The 15,555-nt window shown below is 65.5% G+C and carries 14 protein-coding genes; all 14 read right to left on the bottom strand.

What is annotated here, in order from left to right; genetic code table 11:
* Positions 1–21: 21 nt before the first annotated feature.
* The 14 genes from AC1DP9_RS23210 to ndk all read right to left on the bottom strand — a co-directional run bounded on the left by AC1DP9_RS23210 (position 22) and on the right by ndk (position 15,376).
* Positions 22–1,173 carry an ATP phosphoribosyltransferase regulatory subunit gene (locus AC1DP9_RS23210; protein ID WP_477108613.1) on the bottom strand — a complete coding sequence of 384 codons (1,152 nt, stop codon included), beginning with the start codon at positions 1,171–1,173 and terminating at the stop codon, positions 22–24.
* Between the two features lie 164 nt (positions 1,174–1,337).
* Entirely contained in the window at positions 1,338–2,237 is a 900-nt protein-coding gene (gene hflC / locus AC1DP9_RS23205) for a protease modulator HflC (RefSeq protein ID WP_092289677.1), read from the bottom strand.
* Between the two features lie 11 nt (positions 2,238–2,248).
* On the bottom strand, positions 2,249–3,592 hold the full coding sequence (gene hflK / locus AC1DP9_RS23200) for an FtsH protease activity modulator HflK (protein WP_477108612.1): 1,344 nt from the start codon (positions 3,590–3,592) through the stop codon (positions 2,249–2,251).
* 118 nt (positions 3,593–3,710) lie between these two features.
* On the bottom strand, positions 3,711–4,970 hold the full coding sequence (gene hflX / locus AC1DP9_RS23195; RefSeq protein WP_477108611.1) for a GTPase HflX: 1,260 nt from the start codon (positions 4,968–4,970) through the stop codon (positions 3,711–3,713).
* 164 nt (positions 4,971–5,134) lie between these two features.
* The gene (gene hfq / locus AC1DP9_RS23190; RefSeq protein WP_092289682.1) at positions 5,135–5,374 is read right to left on the bottom strand and encodes an RNA chaperone Hfq; all 240 of its coding nucleotides are present in this window, start codon (positions 5,372–5,374) and stop codon (positions 5,135–5,137) included.
* 210 nt (positions 5,375–5,584) lie between these two features.
* A complete protein-coding gene (gene der, locus AC1DP9_RS23185; RefSeq protein ID WP_092289684.1) occupies positions 5,585–6,928 on the bottom strand; it encodes a ribosome biogenesis GTPase Der in 1,344 nt (447 codons plus the stop codon).
* 244 nt (positions 6,929–7,172) lie between these two features.
* Complete coding sequence (bamB, locus tag AC1DP9_RS23180) at positions 7,173–8,360, bottom strand: outer membrane protein assembly factor BamB (RefSeq protein WP_092289686.1); 1,188 nt, start codon at positions 8,358–8,360, stop codon at positions 7,173–7,175.
* Positions 8,361–8,395: 35 nt separating this feature from the next.
* A complete protein-coding gene (locus AC1DP9_RS23175) occupies positions 8,396–9,028 on the bottom strand; it encodes a YfgM family protein (RefSeq protein WP_092289688.1) in 633 nt (210 codons plus the stop codon).
* Between the two features lie 92 nt (positions 9,029–9,120).
* Positions 9,121–10,482 carry a histidine--tRNA ligase gene (hisS, locus tag AC1DP9_RS23170; RefSeq protein ID WP_092289690.1) on the bottom strand — a complete coding sequence of 454 codons (1,362 nt, stop codon included), beginning with the start codon at positions 10,480–10,482 and terminating at the stop codon, positions 9,121–9,123.
* Between the two features lie 51 nt (positions 10,483–10,533).
* The gene (ispG, locus tag AC1DP9_RS23165) at positions 10,534–11,826 is read right to left on the bottom strand and encodes a flavodoxin-dependent (E)-4-hydroxy-3-methylbut-2-enyl-diphosphate synthase (RefSeq protein WP_092289692.1); all 1,293 of its coding nucleotides are present in this window, start codon (positions 11,824–11,826) and stop codon (positions 10,534–10,536) included.
* A 45-nt stretch (positions 11,827–11,871) separates the two neighbouring features.
* Complete coding sequence (locus AC1DP9_RS23160) at positions 11,872–12,978, bottom strand: helix-turn-helix domain-containing protein (RefSeq protein WP_441593548.1); 1,107 nt, start codon at positions 12,976–12,978, stop codon at positions 11,872–11,874.
* Positions 12,971–13,750 carry a type IV pilus biogenesis/stability protein PilW gene (gene pilW / locus AC1DP9_RS23155; protein ID WP_092289696.1) on the bottom strand — a complete coding sequence of 260 codons (780 nt, stop codon included), beginning with the start codon at positions 13,748–13,750 and terminating at the stop codon, positions 12,971–12,973. The genes AC1DP9_RS23160 and pilW overlap by 8 nt, the downstream gene beginning before the upstream one ends.
* Complete coding sequence (gene rlmN, locus AC1DP9_RS23150) at positions 13,747–14,901, bottom strand: dual-specificity RNA methyltransferase RlmN (RefSeq protein ID WP_092289698.1); 1,155 nt, start codon at positions 14,899–14,901, stop codon at positions 13,747–13,749. Before rlmN ends, pilW begins: the two co-directional genes overlap by 4 nt.
* A gap of 49 nt (positions 14,902–14,950) precedes the next feature.
* Positions 14,951–15,376, bottom strand: coding sequence for a nucleoside-diphosphate kinase (gene ndk / locus AC1DP9_RS23145; protein WP_092289700.1), 426 nt, complete (start codon positions 15,374–15,376; stop codon positions 14,951–14,953).
* Between the last annotated feature and the right edge of the window lie 179 nt (positions 15,377–15,555).

Below are 15,555 nucleotides of genomic sequence, written 5' to 3'. Positions count from 1 at the left end.
GCGAACCGGCTGAATCGGGTCTTAGCGCGGTACCACCACCCAGGCATCGCCCTGACGAACCAGCTGCCGGTCGCAGTTGAATTCATCGAGCTCATGAGTATGGCCGGGCAGCGACTGAATCACGATCTCGCCGGTCGCGCGCAGCGACGCGATGGTCGTGCGCAGGCCCGGATCGGCGTCCCACGGGGCGTAGATTGCCAGCGCGCGGACTTCCACCGGCGACAGTGCCGCCACCTCGCGCAGATCGAGCGAGAAGCCGGTAGCCGGGCGCGCGCGGCCGAAGGCCTCGCCGACCTTGTCGTAACGGCCGCCACGGGCCACGTAATTGGGCAGACCCGCTACGTAGGCCGTGAACATCACGCCGCTGTGATAGTGGTAACCGCGCAAATCGGAAAGGTCGATGTTCACGCTGGCGCCGCGTACCTGCGCGGCCAGCGCCGACAGCTCGTCCAGTGCGCGGCCGATGGCCGGGCCGGCCGGCAGCGTCGCGCGGGCGCGCTCGATCACCTCGATGCCGCCGTAGAGCGTCGGCAGGGCCAGCAGCGCGTCGCGCTCGGTCTGGGGCAGGCCTTCGGTCAGCACGCGCAGTGCGGGCACGTCCTTGGTCTCCAGCGCGGCAAACATCGCGTCCTCGATCTTGCGGATCGACGGCAGGCCGTCCAGCAGCGCCTCGAGGATGCCGGCGTGGCAGAGGTCCAGCCGCACATTGGTCAGGCCGGCGGCATCAAGGGCGGCCAGCATCAGTTCCTGGATCTCGACGTCCGCTTCCAGGCCGGCATGGCCGTAGATCTCGGCGCCGATCTGCAGCGGCTCGCGCGTGGCATGGAAGCCGGCCGGGCGCGCGTGCAGCACGTTGCCGGCGTAGCACAGGCGCGTCACGCCGGGACGATTCAGCAGATGGGCGTCGATGCGCGCCACCTGCGGCGTGATGTCCGCGCGCAGGCCCATGGTGCGGCCCGACAGTTGATCCACCAGCTTCAGCGTGCGCAGGTCCAGGTCATGCCCGGTACCGGTCAGCAGCGACTCCAGGTACTCGAGCATCGGGGGCATGACCAGCTCGTAGCCATAGGTGCGGAACAGGTCCAGCATGCGGCGGCGCAGTTCTTCGATCTTGCGCGCTTCCGACGGCAGGACGTCGGCAATGTTTTCGGGCAGGAGCCAGTGGTTGGACATGGTGAATCTCTTCTCTCAAAAACGGTTTCAGGCCGGCTGGTCTGACCGGCCGGCCTGGCTATCCGGCGCGGACGGCGGCGCACTTCGGCGCGGCCCCTCCAGCCGGACAAAACCCCGGGCGGGCCGGGGTTTTGTCGAACGCACGCGAGTCTGCGCGTGCCGCCCTACTTCTTGCCTGCGGGTGCGGCAGCCGGACTTCCGCCGGACGAGCGCATATAGCGGAAGAAGTCGGAATTGGGCTCCAGCACCATCACGTCACGCTTGTCGCGGAACGTGTTGCGATAGGCCTCCATGCTGCGCCAGAACTGCGCGAAGCTCGGATCCTTGCCGAAGGCGTCGGCATAGACCTGCGATGCCTTGGCATCGCCCTCACCCTTGACCACCTGGGCGTCGCGATAGGCCTCGGCCAGCAGCACCTCGCGCTGGCGGTCGGCATCGGCGCGGATCTTCTCGCCCTCTGCGGCACCGGTGGAACGCAGCTCGTTCGCCACGCGCTTGCGCTCGGCTTCCATGCGGCGGTAGACCGATTCGCTGATGGCGGGCAGCAGGTCCACGCGCTTCAGGCGCACATCGAGGATCTCGACGCCCACCGACTGCGCGTACTCGGACATGCCGGCACGAATGTTCTGCATCACCTTCTCGCGCTCGCCAGCGACTACGTCAGCCACGGTGCGCTTGCCAAACTCCTCGCGCGCCACGGAGTCGATCCGCTGCGTCATGCGATCCTGGGCGCCGCGCACGTTGCCGTTGAACGCCACGAAGAACTTGCGCGGATCGGTGATGCGCCATTTGACGAACCAGTCCACCACCATGCTCTTCTTCTCGGCGGTCAGGAAACGTTCGCTGGCGGCCACGTCGATCGTCTGCAGGCGGCGGTCCATGAAGACCACGTTCTGCAGCGGCGGCGGCAGCTTGAAGTGCAGGCCGGGCTCGCGCACCACCTGCTTGATCTCGCCGAATGCGAACACCACGGCGTACTGGCGCTGGTCGACCACGAACAGCATCGACGACACCACGGCCAGCAGGATGAAAAGTCCAATCGCGAAGGAAATCAGTCGGTTCATGACGGGTCTCCTCAGCGCGAATCGCGGTCGCGGTTGCGCATGCCTTCGCGCGACCGGATGTCGGTGCCTGCCTCGGGCACGGGCGGTGCGCTCGTGCCCGGCGTCGGCGCGGGCGTGGCGGCGGTGCCTTGCACCTGCGACATCAGCTTGTCCAGCGGCAGGTACAGCAGGTTGTTGCCGCCCTTGGCGTCGATGAGGATCTTGTTCGTGTTGGCGTAGATCTGCTGCATGGTTTCCAGATAGATGCGATCACGCGTCACCTGCGGCGCCTTCGCGTATTCCGTCTGCACCGAGCGGAAACGGGCCGCATCACCCTCGGCCTGCGCCACCACGCGGGAGCGGTAGCCCTCGGCCTCTTCCTTGAGGCGGGCGGCAGTACCCTTGGCACGCGGCAGGATGTCGTTGGCGTACGACTGGCCTTCGCTGATCGCACGCTCGCGATCCTGGCTGGCCTTGTTCACGTCATCGAACGCAGCCTGCACCTGCTCGGGCGGCTGCACGCTCTGCACGTTGACCGAGATCACGCGGATGCCGGTCTTGTACGCGGACAGGATCGTCTGGATCGACTTGGCCAACGACTGCGCAATCTCCTCGCGGTTCTCGTACAGCACCGCATCCATCTTGTTGCGGCCCACGATCTCGCGCACCGACGTCTCGGCGGCCTGCGTCACCAGTTCCTCATCGCCACCGCGGTCGGTCTTGTTGAAAAACAGGAATTCGCCGGCGTCCAGGATGTCGTACTGCACCGTGAAACGGACGTCGATGATGTTCTCGTCCTGCGTGAGCATCGACGAGTCCTTGAGGTTGCTGTCCTTGATCGACGTGGCACGGCCCACTTCCACCGAGCGCACGTTCGACAGGTTGACCACCTCGGCCGACTGAACCGGCCAGGGCATGCGCCAGTTGATACCGGGGCCGGTCGTGTACTTGAACTTGCCGAACTGCAGGATCACGGCGGTCTGGCCTTCCTGCACCATGAAGAAGCCGCTGGCCAGCCAGATACCGACCACGGCCGCCACGATGATGCCCATGCCGATGTTCGAACCCTTGCCCGGCGTACGGGGGCCGTTGCCGAAGTTCGGGCCACCCCCGCCGTTGTCCTTGCGGCCCAGCAGGCCGTTCAGGCGGCGGTTGAAGTCGCGCCACAGTTCGTCGAGGTCGGGCGGGCCGTCCTGCGGCCGCTGGTTCTGCTGGCGATTCTTATCCTTGTCCTTGTCTTCATCGTCCTGACCGTTACGGCCCCAGCGAGGATCGTTCAGCGAGAAGATGGCGCGCAGGCGCGACCAGCCTGCAGGATGCAGGGCTTGGCTGCCTGGCACAGAGCGCGAGTCAGGATTCCGTTGGAACAGGGGCATGAAGTGCACGGGTCCGGGAAGTTTGGAACAGGGGGATTCTAGCAGTCATCTTGATCACTTTTGCTCAAAATCCCCAATCGGGTGGCGAATCTCGCTGAACAACAATGAGATTGCCTGCTTAATTCGCGCGCGGAGGGTCCGAATCGGGGTCATCTGGGGCATCTGGGCCCTCCCAGCCGTCCGGTTCGAACATGGCGTCGTCGGTCAGCCCCGGCACCTCGGCCAGGCGCGGGTCGTACGGCGCCGGCGCATCGGGTTGCTCCGCCAGCCAGCGCGCCACATCGACGATGGCCTCGCGCAGCACGTCGAGCCCCACGCCCTCGCGGGCGGACAGGAACACGCGCTTCGGCACGCCATCCTCGTCGCGCTCCACGCGCGGGCCCTGCTCAAGCAGTTCGGGCGCGGCGTCGATCTTGTTCATCACGACGATCTGCGGGATATCCGACGCGTTGATCTCGGCCAGCACGCGGTTGACCTGCTCGATCTGCTCATGCCGCACCGGGCTGGAGGCATCCACCACGTGGAGCAGCAGGTCGGCGTGCACGGTCTCGTCCAGCGTGGCGCGGAACGCCGCCACCAACTGCGTCGGCAGGTCGCGGATGAACCCGACCGTATCCGACAGCACGACATTGCCCAGGCCCTCTAGGAACAGACGGCGCGACGTCGTATCGAGCGTGGCGAACAGCTGGTCGGCGGCATAGGCGCGCGCCTTGGTCAGCGCGTTGAACAGCGTGGACTTGCCCGCGTTGGTATAACCCACCAGCGAGATGCTGAGCGTGTCGTTACGCGCGCGGGCACGGCGCTGCGTATGGTGCTGGCGCTGGAGCCGCGACAGGTCGGCTTTGAGCCGCTTGGCGCGCTCATCGAGCATCCGGCGGTCCAGTTCGATCTGGCGCTCGCCGGGGCCGCCGCGCATGCCGATACCGCCCTTCTGCCGCTCCAGGTGGCTCCATGCGCGAACCAGGCGCGACGCCTGGTACTGGACCTGGGCGAGCTCCACCTGCACCTTGCCGACGTGGCTTTGCGCACGCTGGCCGAAGATGTCGAGGATCAGGCCAGTACGGTCGATGACATGCCGGTTCAGGAATCGCTCCAGATTCCGCTGCTGGGCGGGACTGAGCGCGTGGTTGAACACGACGATGTCGGCGTCGAGCGCGTCGGCCGCTTCCTTGAGTTCCTCCGCCTTGCCGGAGCCGATGAACAGCGCGGGGTCGGGACGCGAGCGCTTGCCCGTCAGCGTATGCACCGGCAGCGAGCCGGCCGTGGAGGTCAGCAGCGCCAGTTCGGACAGGCTTTCCTGGAAATCATGCTTGCCGAAATCCACGCCCACCAGGATGGCGCGAGACGGATCGGTATTGGAGGTAGCTCTGGGTTGCAAGCGGGAGGACGCGAAGCGCCTGAAGGAGAAACGGTTGTTAATACAATGGCCGGCTGCGGCAACGTGCCGCGGCGGATGGCACCATCCGCGTGGGACGGTACTGAAGAGGGAAGGCACGGTGCTGCGGCCGCATCGCAATGCGGCCGGCAGCGAGAGAGGAAGTATCAGCCCTCGGGGGAGTCATCCACGCGGAAGTTGACCGCGCGCGCAGGCACGACGGTGGAAATCGCATGCTTATAGACCATCTGCGTCACGGTGTTACGCAGCAGGACGACGTACTGGTCGAACGATTCGATGTTGCCTTGCAGCTTGATGCCATTGACGAGGTAGATGGAAACCGGCACGTGCTCTTTGCGCAGCGCGTTCAGGAACGGGTCTTGTAGCAATTGCCCTTTGTTGCTCATGGCACACTCCAAAATTATAGATTTAGTGATGGATGATGGGGACAAAAGTCCCCGGTTCAAGTCAGTTGGCGCAAAACCGCGCCAGAAAAAAGATCAAAACGGTACCAGGCTGGCATCAACGTGCAGGGCTTCCCCTGCTACCGTGAATTTAGCCTCAGTTCCAAACGAACGCAAACGAAACTTGGCCGCGAAGAAAGGCACCATTGCGCCTCATTCCTTCGAGTCGGCGTACGGGTTTTTGTTCGTACGAAATTCGATGCGCAGCGGTGTGCCCTTGAGTTTGAACGCCGTCCGGAAGCGGTTTTCCAGATAGCGACGATAGGTCTCGGCCACACCTTGCAGGGCGTTGCCGTGCACCACGATGATCGGCGGATTCGAGCCGCCCTGGTGCGCGTAGCGCAGCTTGGGGCGCGACGCGCCCACCCGCCTGGGCTGCTGGAACTCCACCGCTTCGGCCAGCACACGAGTCAGCTGCGGCGTGGGCAGCTTGACCATCGCGGCGGCGTACGCCTCGTCCACGGAGCGCAGCAGCGCGCCGATGCCGGTGCGTTCGCGCGCGGATACGAAGTGGAAATTCGCGAAGCTCAGGAATTGCAGCTTGCGCTCCAGGTCGTGCTTGATGCGGTCACGCGCGTGGCCGTCCAGTCCGTCCCACTTGTTCACGCCCACCACCAGCGCCCGGCCGGATTCGACGATGAAGCCGGCGATGTGCGCGTCCTGCTCGGAAATATCCTGCTGGGCGTCGAGTAGCAGGACGACCACGTTGGCGTCGGCAATCGACTGCAGCGTCTTGACCACCGAGAACTTCTCGATCGCCTCGAACACCTTGCCGCGCTTGCGCAGGCCAGCCGTGTCGATCAGCGTGTACGGCTTGCCGCCCCGCTCGAATTCCACATAGATCGCGTCACGCGTGGTGCCCGGCATGTCGAACGCGATCACGCGCTCCTCGCCGATCAGCGTGTTGACCATCGTGGACTTGCCCACGTTCGGGCGCCCCACGATCGCGATCTTCACGCCGCGATGGCTCTCATCCGTCTGCTCAGCGAGCTCCGGACGCTCCTGCACGGCCATCTCCAGCGCCTCGTCCACGAGTTCGCTCACGCCGTCGCCGTGCGTGGACGAGATCGCATAGGGGTCGCCCATGCCGAGTTCGTAGAAGTCCGCGGCTACCGAGGTGTACTTCATGCCCTCGGCCTTGTTCACGGCCAGCATGATGCGACGACCGGTCTTGCGCAGGTAGTCGGCGATCACACGGTCCTGCGGCGCCAGGCCCAGGCGGCCGTCGACCAGGAAGATGACCACGTCGGCCTCGACCACGGCCTGGCGCGTCTGCTTGGCCATCTCGGCCACGATGCCGTCCTTGGCCACGGGTTCGAAACCACCCGTGTCGATAACGATGAACGGACGCTCGCCGATGCGGCCTTCGCCGTAGTGGCGGTCGCGCGTGAGACCCGGCAGGTCGGCCACAAGGGCGTCCCGGGAGCGGGTCATGCGATTGAATAGCGTCGACTTGCCCACATTCGGGCGTCCGACGAGTGCGATAACTGGTTTCATGCAATAAACGGAAACGGGGGGCGGCATATGCCGTCCCCCGGCAACTCCGGAGTCATGTTGATCCGACAACCATCGCACGGATTACCGCGCGGCTGGCCGTATTCCCTGAAATGGGGCTTCCTGTCGGGCGCGGAACCGGGGCGAATCGCCACCTTCCGCAGTTGCTGGCACGACCAGGGATCATGCTACCGGATTGGCGCCGGCCGTGCGACAGGGGCACGGCCAGGCTTGCGTGCGCTGGCGATCAGTTCGGTACGAAACCGAAGATATCACCGTCGCGGGTCTGTACGACCAGCGTCTGGCCGGCCACGACCGGCGCTGCGCTGACGGCGCTGCCGTCGGTCTTCATGCGGGCCACGATCTGCCCGTCTTCACGGGACAGGAAGTGGACAAAGCCCTCGAAATCGCCCACCACCACCGAGCGGCCGAGCGCGATCGGCGCGCCCAGGCTGCGATAGCGGAGCTGGTCGTTCTTCCAGCGCTCGTTGCCGTTGGAACGGTCGAACGCGAAGAGGGTCGAGGTTTCGTCGCTGGCGAACAGTGACGTTTCATCCTGGGCCAGCCCGGTCGGCGAGGAGAAATCCTTGCCCCACTGCGGCTGGCCGTTGGCCAGTTCCAGGCACGACACACGGCCCTGGAAGGTCGTGGCGCACACCTGGCGGCCATTGACGGCCGGTACGCCGGTCACGTCGTTGAGCCGTTCGATCTCGGACACGCCCTTCGGATACGACACCGTGCTTTCCCAGCGCAGCACGCCGTTGCCGGGTGCCAGCACGCCGAGCTTGCCGCCCGGGAAGCCCATGACGATGCCGTCGCCAGCATAGACCATGCCCATGGCGGCGCGCAGGTTCAGCGGGGTCTGCGAGCGCTGGTAGATCCAGCGGCGGTCGCCGGTCTGGGCGTCGAGGCCGATCACACGCGTATCGGTCGTGCGCACGACCACGAGGCCGTTGCCGACTAGCGGCGCCGACAGCACCTCGCCGTTGACCTGCTTCTTCCAGATCTGCTTGCCGCTGGTGTCGAAGGCGTAGATCGCGCCCTTCTCGCCGGCCACAGCCGTCACCGAGCCGTCCGATCCGGGGCCCGAGGTCAGGTCGAGGTCGGTCTTGGCCTTCCAGAGCGTACGCCCCGAATTGCCTTCCAGCGCCAGCACGGTGCCGCCCTTGGACGACACGTATACATTATTACCAGCCGCCACCGGGGCCATCACGTACGGGCCGCTCTTGCCCACGTCGGCCTTCCAGGCCTGCTTGACGGACAGCGTGGCCGAAATCGGCTTCAGCTCGGTGGGCGGATGCTTGTTTTCCTTGCCGAACAGCGAGCAGCCGGCCAGCGCGCTCACGCAGGCGCCGGCGACTACCACGCGGGCGACACGGCGAGACACCACGGGAGACAGCGAACGGATGGCGGCGGCGCGGAGCAATGACGTCATAGGGATACGATCCTAAGGATTATTCGATGTGCCGCTCAGGCCGTGCCCAGCGCGTCGAGCTTGAACTGGATGATCTGGCGCATACCACCTTCATCGGCGCTCAGCTTCTCCAGCGCTTGGCGGTAAGCAGTGCGAGCGTCGTCGCGCTTGTCCTGCGCGGCCAGCAGGTCGCCCCGGCGGTCAGCGAACAGTGCCTCGAACTGGGCGGGCGGCGTGTCCTTCAGCAGCGCGAGGCCCTGGTCGTACGCCTTCTCGTCGAGCAGCACGCCGGCCAGGCGCACGCGCGCCAGCGGCGCGTACTCGTCGCCACCATGATCCACGGCCCACTGCAGCTGCGTCTTGGCGCCGGCCAGATCGCCCGCATCGTACAGCACCTTGGCCGCCACGAGCGCGCTCATCGGACCATAGGCCGTACGGCCGAACTTGTCCTCGAGGTCGGTGGCGGCGCGCTTCACGCGGTCCGCGTCGCGGGCCTCGGCAGCCTTGGTGACCTGCTCGTACAGCAGCGCGGCATCGCGCGCCTGCACGCGCTGCCAGTAGTTCCAGCCGCTCCAGGCCGCGAAACCGAGCAGCGCGGCAATCACGATCCACGTGATGATGTTGCCGTACTGGTTCCACCAGGCCTTCAGGCTCTCAAGCTGTTCCTGTTCTTCTAGATCGTAAGCCATGTCTCGCAAGCCATGTCGCGGCAGTTACCCGCAAAGGTTGATAAGTCCGGCCGTCCCCCGGGATCGGCCAGGCTGGATACCGCTGAATTCGCTTATTGTTCGTCTTCCGCGTCGTCCGCGGTGTCAGACTCTGTCGCGTTGATCATCGCGTCGATGATGTGGTCCACCACCGCTTCGGCCGCAACGCTTGCCTGCGGGCCGCCGTCACCAGCGCTGCCGCCACGCAGCTGCTTGACCTGCATCACGCCGGCCGCCACTTCGTCGTCGCCAATAATAACGGCAAAGGATGCGCCACTTGCGTCGGCGCGCTTCATCTGCGACTTGAAGCTGCCGCTCTTGCCATCCGGCGTGGCATGCACCACCACGTCCAGGCCGGCGTCGCGCAACCGCTCGGCGACGATCATGGCCTGCTGGCCGGCCGCCTCACCCTGGTGGACCAGATAGACATCGCAACCTGGCGCTTCCGGCGCGAGCTTCTCTTCGCGCATCAGTTCGATGATCCGCTCGATGCCCATCGCCCAGCCGCAGGCCGGTGCGGGCTTGCCGCCCATCTGCTGGATCAGCGGATCGTAGCGACCGCCGCCGGCAATGGTGCCCTGCGCGCCGAGCTTGTCCGTGATCCACTCGAACACGGTCAGGTTGTAGTAATCGAGCCCGCGCACGAGGCGCGGATTGATCTTGAACGGAATATTGTTGGCCAGCAGCAGGCGCTGCACGCCCTCGAAGTGGGCCAGCGATTCCTCGCCCAGGAAGTCGATCAGCTTGGGCGCGTTGGCGGCCATTTCCTGGAGCGCCGGATTCTTCGTGTCCAGCACGCGCAGCGGATTCGTGTAGAGGCGGCGCTTGCTGTCCTCGTCGAGGATGTCCTGGAAGCCCTCGAGGTACTTGATCAGTTCCTCACGGTGGGCCGCGCGCTCATGCGCCTGACCCAGCGAATTGAGTTCCAGCCGCACGTTGACCAGGCCCAGGTCGTCCCACAGGCGCTGGCACATGAGGATGATCTCGGCGTCCACGTCGGGGCCGGCAAAGCCAAGTGCCTCGGCGCCAAGCTGGTGGAACTGGCGATAGCGGCCGCGCTGCGGACGCTCATGGCGGAACATCGGACCGGTGTACCAGAGGCGCTTCGGGCCGTCATAGAGCAGGTTGTGCTCGATGGTCGCGCGCACCGCCGCCGCCGTGCCTTCCGGGCGCAGCGTCAGGTGCTCGCCGTTCAGCGCATCGGTGAAGGAATACATCTCCTTCTCGACGATGTCCGTCACCTCGCCAATGCCACGGACGAACAGCTGCGTATGCTCGACGATCGGCGTGCGGATCTGCTGGTAGCCGTAGGCACGCAGCATGCTGCGTGCGGCATTCTCGAACATTTCCCACAGCGGGGCGTCGGCGGGCAGCATGTCGTTCATGCCCTTCACGCCCTGCAGTGCCTTGGCGGCCTTCGTCTTCTCTTCGCTCATATCCGTTTCGTTACCTGCGGTGTTGCCTGCCTCGCTGCGATGCAGCCGGGCTCAGGCCACCGATTCTTGTACTTGCTGCGTGGCGCCGGGACCGTAGTGCGTGCGCACGTACTCGTCCACGATGGCCTGGAATTCCTCGGCGATGCGTTCGCCGCGCAGCGTCTTCACCTTGACGCCATCGACGAACACCGGCGCCGCCGGCGACTCGCCCGAGCCCGGCAGCGAGATGCCGATATTGGCATGCTTGCTCTCGCCGGGGCCGTTCACGATGCAGCCCATCACGGCCACATCCATTTCCTCGACGCCCGGATACGCGGTCTTCCACGTCGGCATCTGCTCGCGCAGATACGACTGGATGCTGGACGCGAGTTCCTGGAACGTGGTGCTCGTGGTGCGACCGCAACCCGGGCAGGCAATCACCATCGGCGTGAAATTGCGCAGCCCCATGGTCTGCAGGATTTCCTGCGCCACGTAGACTTCCTTCTCGCGCGCCGCGCCCGGTTCCGGGGTCAGCGAAATGCGGATGGTGTCGCCAATGCCTTCCTGCATCAGCACCGACAGCGCGGCCGTCGAGGCCACGATGCCCTTGCTGCCCATGCCGGCTTCGGTCAGGCCCAGGTGCAGCGCGTACTCGCAGCGGCGGGCCAGCTCGCGGTACACCGCGATCAGCTCCTGCACCTGCGAGACCTTGCACGACAGGATGATCTGGCTACCCGGCAGGCCGATTTCCTCGGCCTTCTGCGCGGACTCGATCGCCGACGTGATCAGCGCCTCGACCATCACGCTCTGCGCGCCCCAGGGCACGGCACGGGCGGCGTTCTCGTCCATGATGCGGGCGAGCAGGTCCTGGTCCAGGCTGCCCCAGTTCACGCCGATGCGCACCGGCTTCTCGTAGCGGCACGCCAGCTCGATCATCTCGGCGAACTGCCGGTCGCGCTTGGCGCCCTTGCCGACGTTGCCGGGGTTGATCCGGTACTTCGACAACGCCTGTGCGCACTCGGGATAATCGTGCAGCAGCGTATGGCCGTTGTAGTGGAAGTCGCCGACCAGCGGCACGTCCACACCCATGCGGTCCAACTGTTCGCGGATGGCCGGCACGGCGGCGGCGGCCTCGGGCGTGTTCACCGTGATGCGGACGATCTCGGACCCGGCGCGCGCCAGTTCCTTGACCTGGATCGCGGTACCGATGGCATCAACCGTATCCGTGTTCGTCATCGACTGCACACGGACCGGTGCGCCACCACCCACGGTGACGATATTGTCGCCCCACACTACACGCGCCTGGCGCGATTGCCGGCGCGGCAACGAACCCGGCAGGACCGGCTGGGAAGCCTTCTCGTTCATAGCGTTACCACCTTGTTGCATCGCTTGATGCGCCACCCGACTGCATCACTGCAGCGTCAGGCGCGCCACATTATTTCGGTTGGCTGACTGGAAATCGACGGGCGCGCCATTGCGCGTGATCGATTCCACACCCTTCACATTACCCAGGATCATCTTGTACGGGCCGCCCGCGCCGCTGCCGGCAGCGGTATCGCCGGCCTTGGCGGTGCCGCCCAGGATGATCTTGCCGGTGCGGTCACGCACCTCGTACCAGGTGTCCGCCGAGAAGCGGATCTGGATCGTGCCGTCCGCAGCCGTGGTGGCCGTGGCCGCAGGCGTCGCCGGGACAGGCTTGGTCGTTTCCGTCACGGGCGTCGCCGTGGCGGCCGGAGCGGGCTTCGTTGCAGCGGGTGCCGACGGCGCGGCGGGTGCCGACGGCGCGGCAGGTGCCGCCGAAACGGCATCCGAAGTGCCCAATGCGCCACCCGTTGCCAGCGGCAGGCCCGCCACGGTGGTGGGCGGTGCTTCCGACGGCGCCGGCGAATCGTTGCCGGCCATGACCGGCGGCAGCGCTGCGGTCACCGTACCGTCGCCATGGCTCTGCGCCGTGGTGGGGTCTTCCGTGACAACGGCGGCGGCCGGCGCTTCCGCGGCGGCTTGCTCACGCGATTCCCACCATGCACGGGCGTGGTCGAAGCCGAAATAGCCGCCGGCGCCCAGCACCACGAGCACGAAGAACAGCCACACCCAGCGGCCGCCCGCCCCGCTCGAACTCTTCGAGCCGAAGCGCTTGCGGTCGTCGAACGTCTGGTTGATCGCACCTTCGCGGCGGCGCGTGATTTCCTGCACCGGCGCGGTCTGCGCCTGGGCGTGATACTGGCCCAGCAGCGCGTCGATATCGATATGGAGCGTGCGCGCGTAGGCCCGCATCACGCCCTTGGCGAACGTTACGTCAGGCAGGCTCGCCACGTTGCCGGACTCGATGGCCGCCAGCTTGGCCGACGCCACCTTGAGCCGCGCGCTCACGTCCTCCAGCGACAGACGCTGCGTCTGGCGTGCTTCTTTCAGTTGCGCCCCGATCTCGCGGGCCACGGCCTCGCGGTCGGAGTCTGTCGCGCCACTGCCGACGTGACCCGTCGTCGCAGCTTCCAAGGCGCGCTCTTGTTCACTCATCCCAAGCTCCTCTCTCGTAGGCCGTCAGCTCGCGCGAGTCGGGAAACCGGTTGCGGAGTTGCGACAGCAGCGAATTCTGTGTCGCTGTGTCGCCCTGACGGCGTGCAATACGCGCTCCCAGCCAGAGGGATTGCGCGCTGACAAACCGGCTGTTGTTGACCTTGCCGGCATATTCCTGTGCTTGTGCGAAGTCGCCGCGCTTGTAGTTCAGCAGCGCCAGGTTCGTATTGACCGACGGATCGCTGCGGTCATAGCCATACGCGGTCTGGAGGTTCTTTTCCGCCGCCACCATGTCGCCGTTGCGCAGCTCGCAAGCGCCGAGGTTGGTCAGCGGCTTGACCGGGCCGTTGGCGGACGGCGCCTGCACCGCGCGCTGGAGCGTGGCCTTGCCCTCGGCAAAACGGTTGGTCAGGCAGAGAAACCAGCCGTAGTTGTTGAGCACGTCCGGATCGTTGGCACGCATCGAGAGCGCCGTGCGGAAGCTATCCTCCGCCAGCGCGTTCTCGTTCATGCCCATGTAGATCAGGGCGCGCACATGGTAGGCGTCCACGGAGGCCGGATCGATCGCGATGGCCTGCTTCACCTCGTCCAACGCCACCGGATACTGGCGCGCGTCAAGATATTGCGTAGCCAGTTGCAGCCGGATGGCGGCGCGGCGGCTCGCTGCGGTCTGGTCGGAGGCGGTCTTGATGTCCTGCGAAGGCGGAGGCGGCAACGTGCAGGCGGACAACATCATCAGCCCTGACAGGGCTGCGACAATCAGACGGGTCATGCAGGACGGGCCTCCCGAGATTGACCGGCGGCAACCACCGGCACCAGTGGCGTGATCTTGCCGAACTTGCCGCGCTCGGCCAGACGGGTCCGATCCATGACCTCCCCGGCCAGCTGGCCACAGGCGGCGTCGATATCGTCGCCGCGGGTCTTTCGGATCGTGGTAACGATGCCCGCGTCCATCAGCACCTGGGCGAAGCGGCGGATCTGCTCGTTGTTCGAGCGCTTCAGGCCAGATTCCGGGAACGGGTTGAACGGGATCAGGTTGAACTTGCACGGCACGTCGGCCACAAGCTTCAGCAGTTCCCGCGCGTGCTCGACGCCGTCGTTGACGCCATCGAGCATGCAGTATTCGAAGGTGATGAAATCGCGCGGCGCGAACTCGAGGTAGCGGCGGCATGCCGCCATCAGTTCGGCCAGCGGGTACTTCTTGTTGAGCGGGACCAGCATGTCCCGCAGCGGGTCGTTCGACGCATGCAGCGACACCGCCAGCGCCACCGGCAGGTCTTTCGACAGGCGGTCCATCATCGGCACCACGCCGGAGGTGGACAGCGTGACGCGGCGGCGCGACAGGCCGTACGCGTGGTCGTCGAGCATCAGGCGCATGGCCGGCACCACGGCGTCGTAGTTGAGCAGCGGCTCGCCCATGCCCATCATCACCACATTGGAGATGACGCGCTCGTCTTTGGGGCCGCGGCCCAGCTGGGCACGCATGGCGAACTCGGCCATCCACAGCTGGCCGATGATCTCGCCAGTCGACAGATTGCGCGAGAAACCCTGCTTGCCGGTCGAACAGAACCGGCAGTTGACGGCGCATCCAGCCTGCGAGGACACACACAGCGTGCCGCGCGTGTCCTCGGGGATGTACACCGTCTCCACCGCGTTGCCAGCGCCCACGTCGAGCAGCCATTTGCGCGTGCCATCGGTCGACACGTTGTCGGTGATGATGGCCGGCGAGCGGATCTCGGCGCGCGTGGCGAGCTTTTCGCGCAGCGACTTGGCGAGATCCGACATGGCGTCGAACTGGCTGGCACCGAACTGGTGGATCCAGCGCTGCAATTGCCGGGCACGGAACGGCTTCTCGCCGAGCTCGCCGCAATAGGCGGTGAGCGCGTCCGCGTCGAGATCGAGCAGGTTGACGAGAGGGTTCATGACGGCAATTCCAGCTTTACTTCAGTACAGGTCGTGATGTCAGGGACAATCAGCGGCCGTAAACGTTCATACCCGGGAAGAAGAAAGCCACTTCCTGAGCTGCCGTTTCCGCGGCGTCCGAGCCGTGCACGGCGTTGGCGTCGATGCTGTCGGCGAAATCGGCGCGGATCGTGCCCTTTTCAGCCTTCTTCGGGTCCGTGGCGCCCATCAGGTCGCGATTCTTGGCAATGGCGCCTTCGCCTTCCAGGGCCTGGATCATCACCGGGCCGGAAACCATGAAGTCCACCAGGTCCTTGAAGAAAGGGCGTGCCTTGTGCACGGCGTAGAACTGCTCGGCTTCACCGCGCGACAGGTGAACCATCTTGGCAGCAATGATCTTCAGGCCAGCGGCCTCGAAACGGGCGTAGATCTGGCCGATAACGTTCTTGGCCACGGCATCCGGCTTGATAATCGACAGGGTGCGTTCGATCGCCATGAAAAACTCCGAAAAATGAAGGGGTTACAAATGGATTAAACGTGCAATTCTAGCACGAGACCAAGACGGATTCGAGCGCGTGACCCGTTCGCCCCGTTGTGAGCCCTGGCGCACGATGTTGCGGCGCAATAAGTAGCGTAAAATACACTTTTTGGGTGCGCAGCCGGGGAACGGAAGGC

Source organism: Cupriavidus sp. 01L43 (assembly GCF_056399925.1).
Note: the sequence above shows the minus strand (reverse complement) of the source record. Positions and strands in the feature narration are given on the sequence as shown.

What these genes read in the sequence shown, in the direction of transcription:
- AC1DP9_RS23210 (WP_477108613.1), bottom strand. Translation starts at nt 1,173, where the DNA reads ATGTCCAACCACTGGCTCCTGCCCGAAAACATTGCCGACGTCCTGCCG.
- hflC (WP_092289677.1), bottom strand. Translation starts at nt 2,237, where the DNA reads ATGAACCGACTGATTTCCTTCGCGATTGGACTTTTCATCCTGCTGGCC.
- hflK (WP_477108612.1), bottom strand. Translation starts at nt 3,592, where the DNA reads ATGCCCCTGTTCCAACGGAATCCTGACTCGCGCTCTGTGCCAGGCAGC.
- hfq (WP_092289682.1), bottom strand. Translation starts at nt 5,374, where the DNA reads ATGAGCAACAAAGGGCAATTGCTACAAGACCCGTTCCTGAACGCGCTG.
- der (WP_092289684.1), bottom strand. Translation starts at nt 6,928, where the DNA reads ATGAAACCAGTTATCGCACTCGTCGGACGCCCGAATGTGGGCAAGTCG.
- bamB (WP_092289686.1), bottom strand. Translation starts at nt 8,360, where the DNA reads ATGACGTCATTGCTCCGCGCCGCCGCCATCCGTTCGCTGTCTCCCGTG.
- AC1DP9_RS23175 (WP_092289688.1), bottom strand. Translation starts at nt 9,028, where the DNA reads ATGGCTTACGATCTAGAAGAACAGGAACAGCTTGAGAGCCTGAAGGCC.
- hisS (WP_092289690.1), bottom strand. Translation starts at nt 10,482, where the DNA reads ATGAGCGAAGAGAAGACGAAGGCCGCCAAGGCACTGCAGGGCGTGAAG.
- ispG (WP_092289692.1), bottom strand. Translation starts at nt 11,826, where the DNA reads ATGAACGAGAAGGCTTCCCAGCCGGTCCTGCCGGGTTCGTTGCCGCGC.
- AC1DP9_RS23160 (WP_441593548.1), bottom strand. Translation starts at nt 12,978, where the DNA reads ATGAGTGAACAAGAGCGCGCCTTGGAAGCTGCGACGACGGGTCACGTC.
- pilW (WP_092289696.1), bottom strand. Translation starts at nt 13,750, where the DNA reads ATGACCCGTCTGATTGTCGCAGCCCTGTCAGGGCTGATGATGTTGTCC.
- rlmN (WP_092289698.1), bottom strand. Translation starts at nt 14,901, where the DNA reads ATGAACCCTCTCGTCAACCTGCTCGATCTCGACGCGGACGCGCTCACC.
- ndk (WP_092289700.1), bottom strand. Translation starts at nt 15,376, where the DNA reads ATGGCGATCGAACGCACCCTGTCGATTATCAAGCCGGATGCCGTGGCC.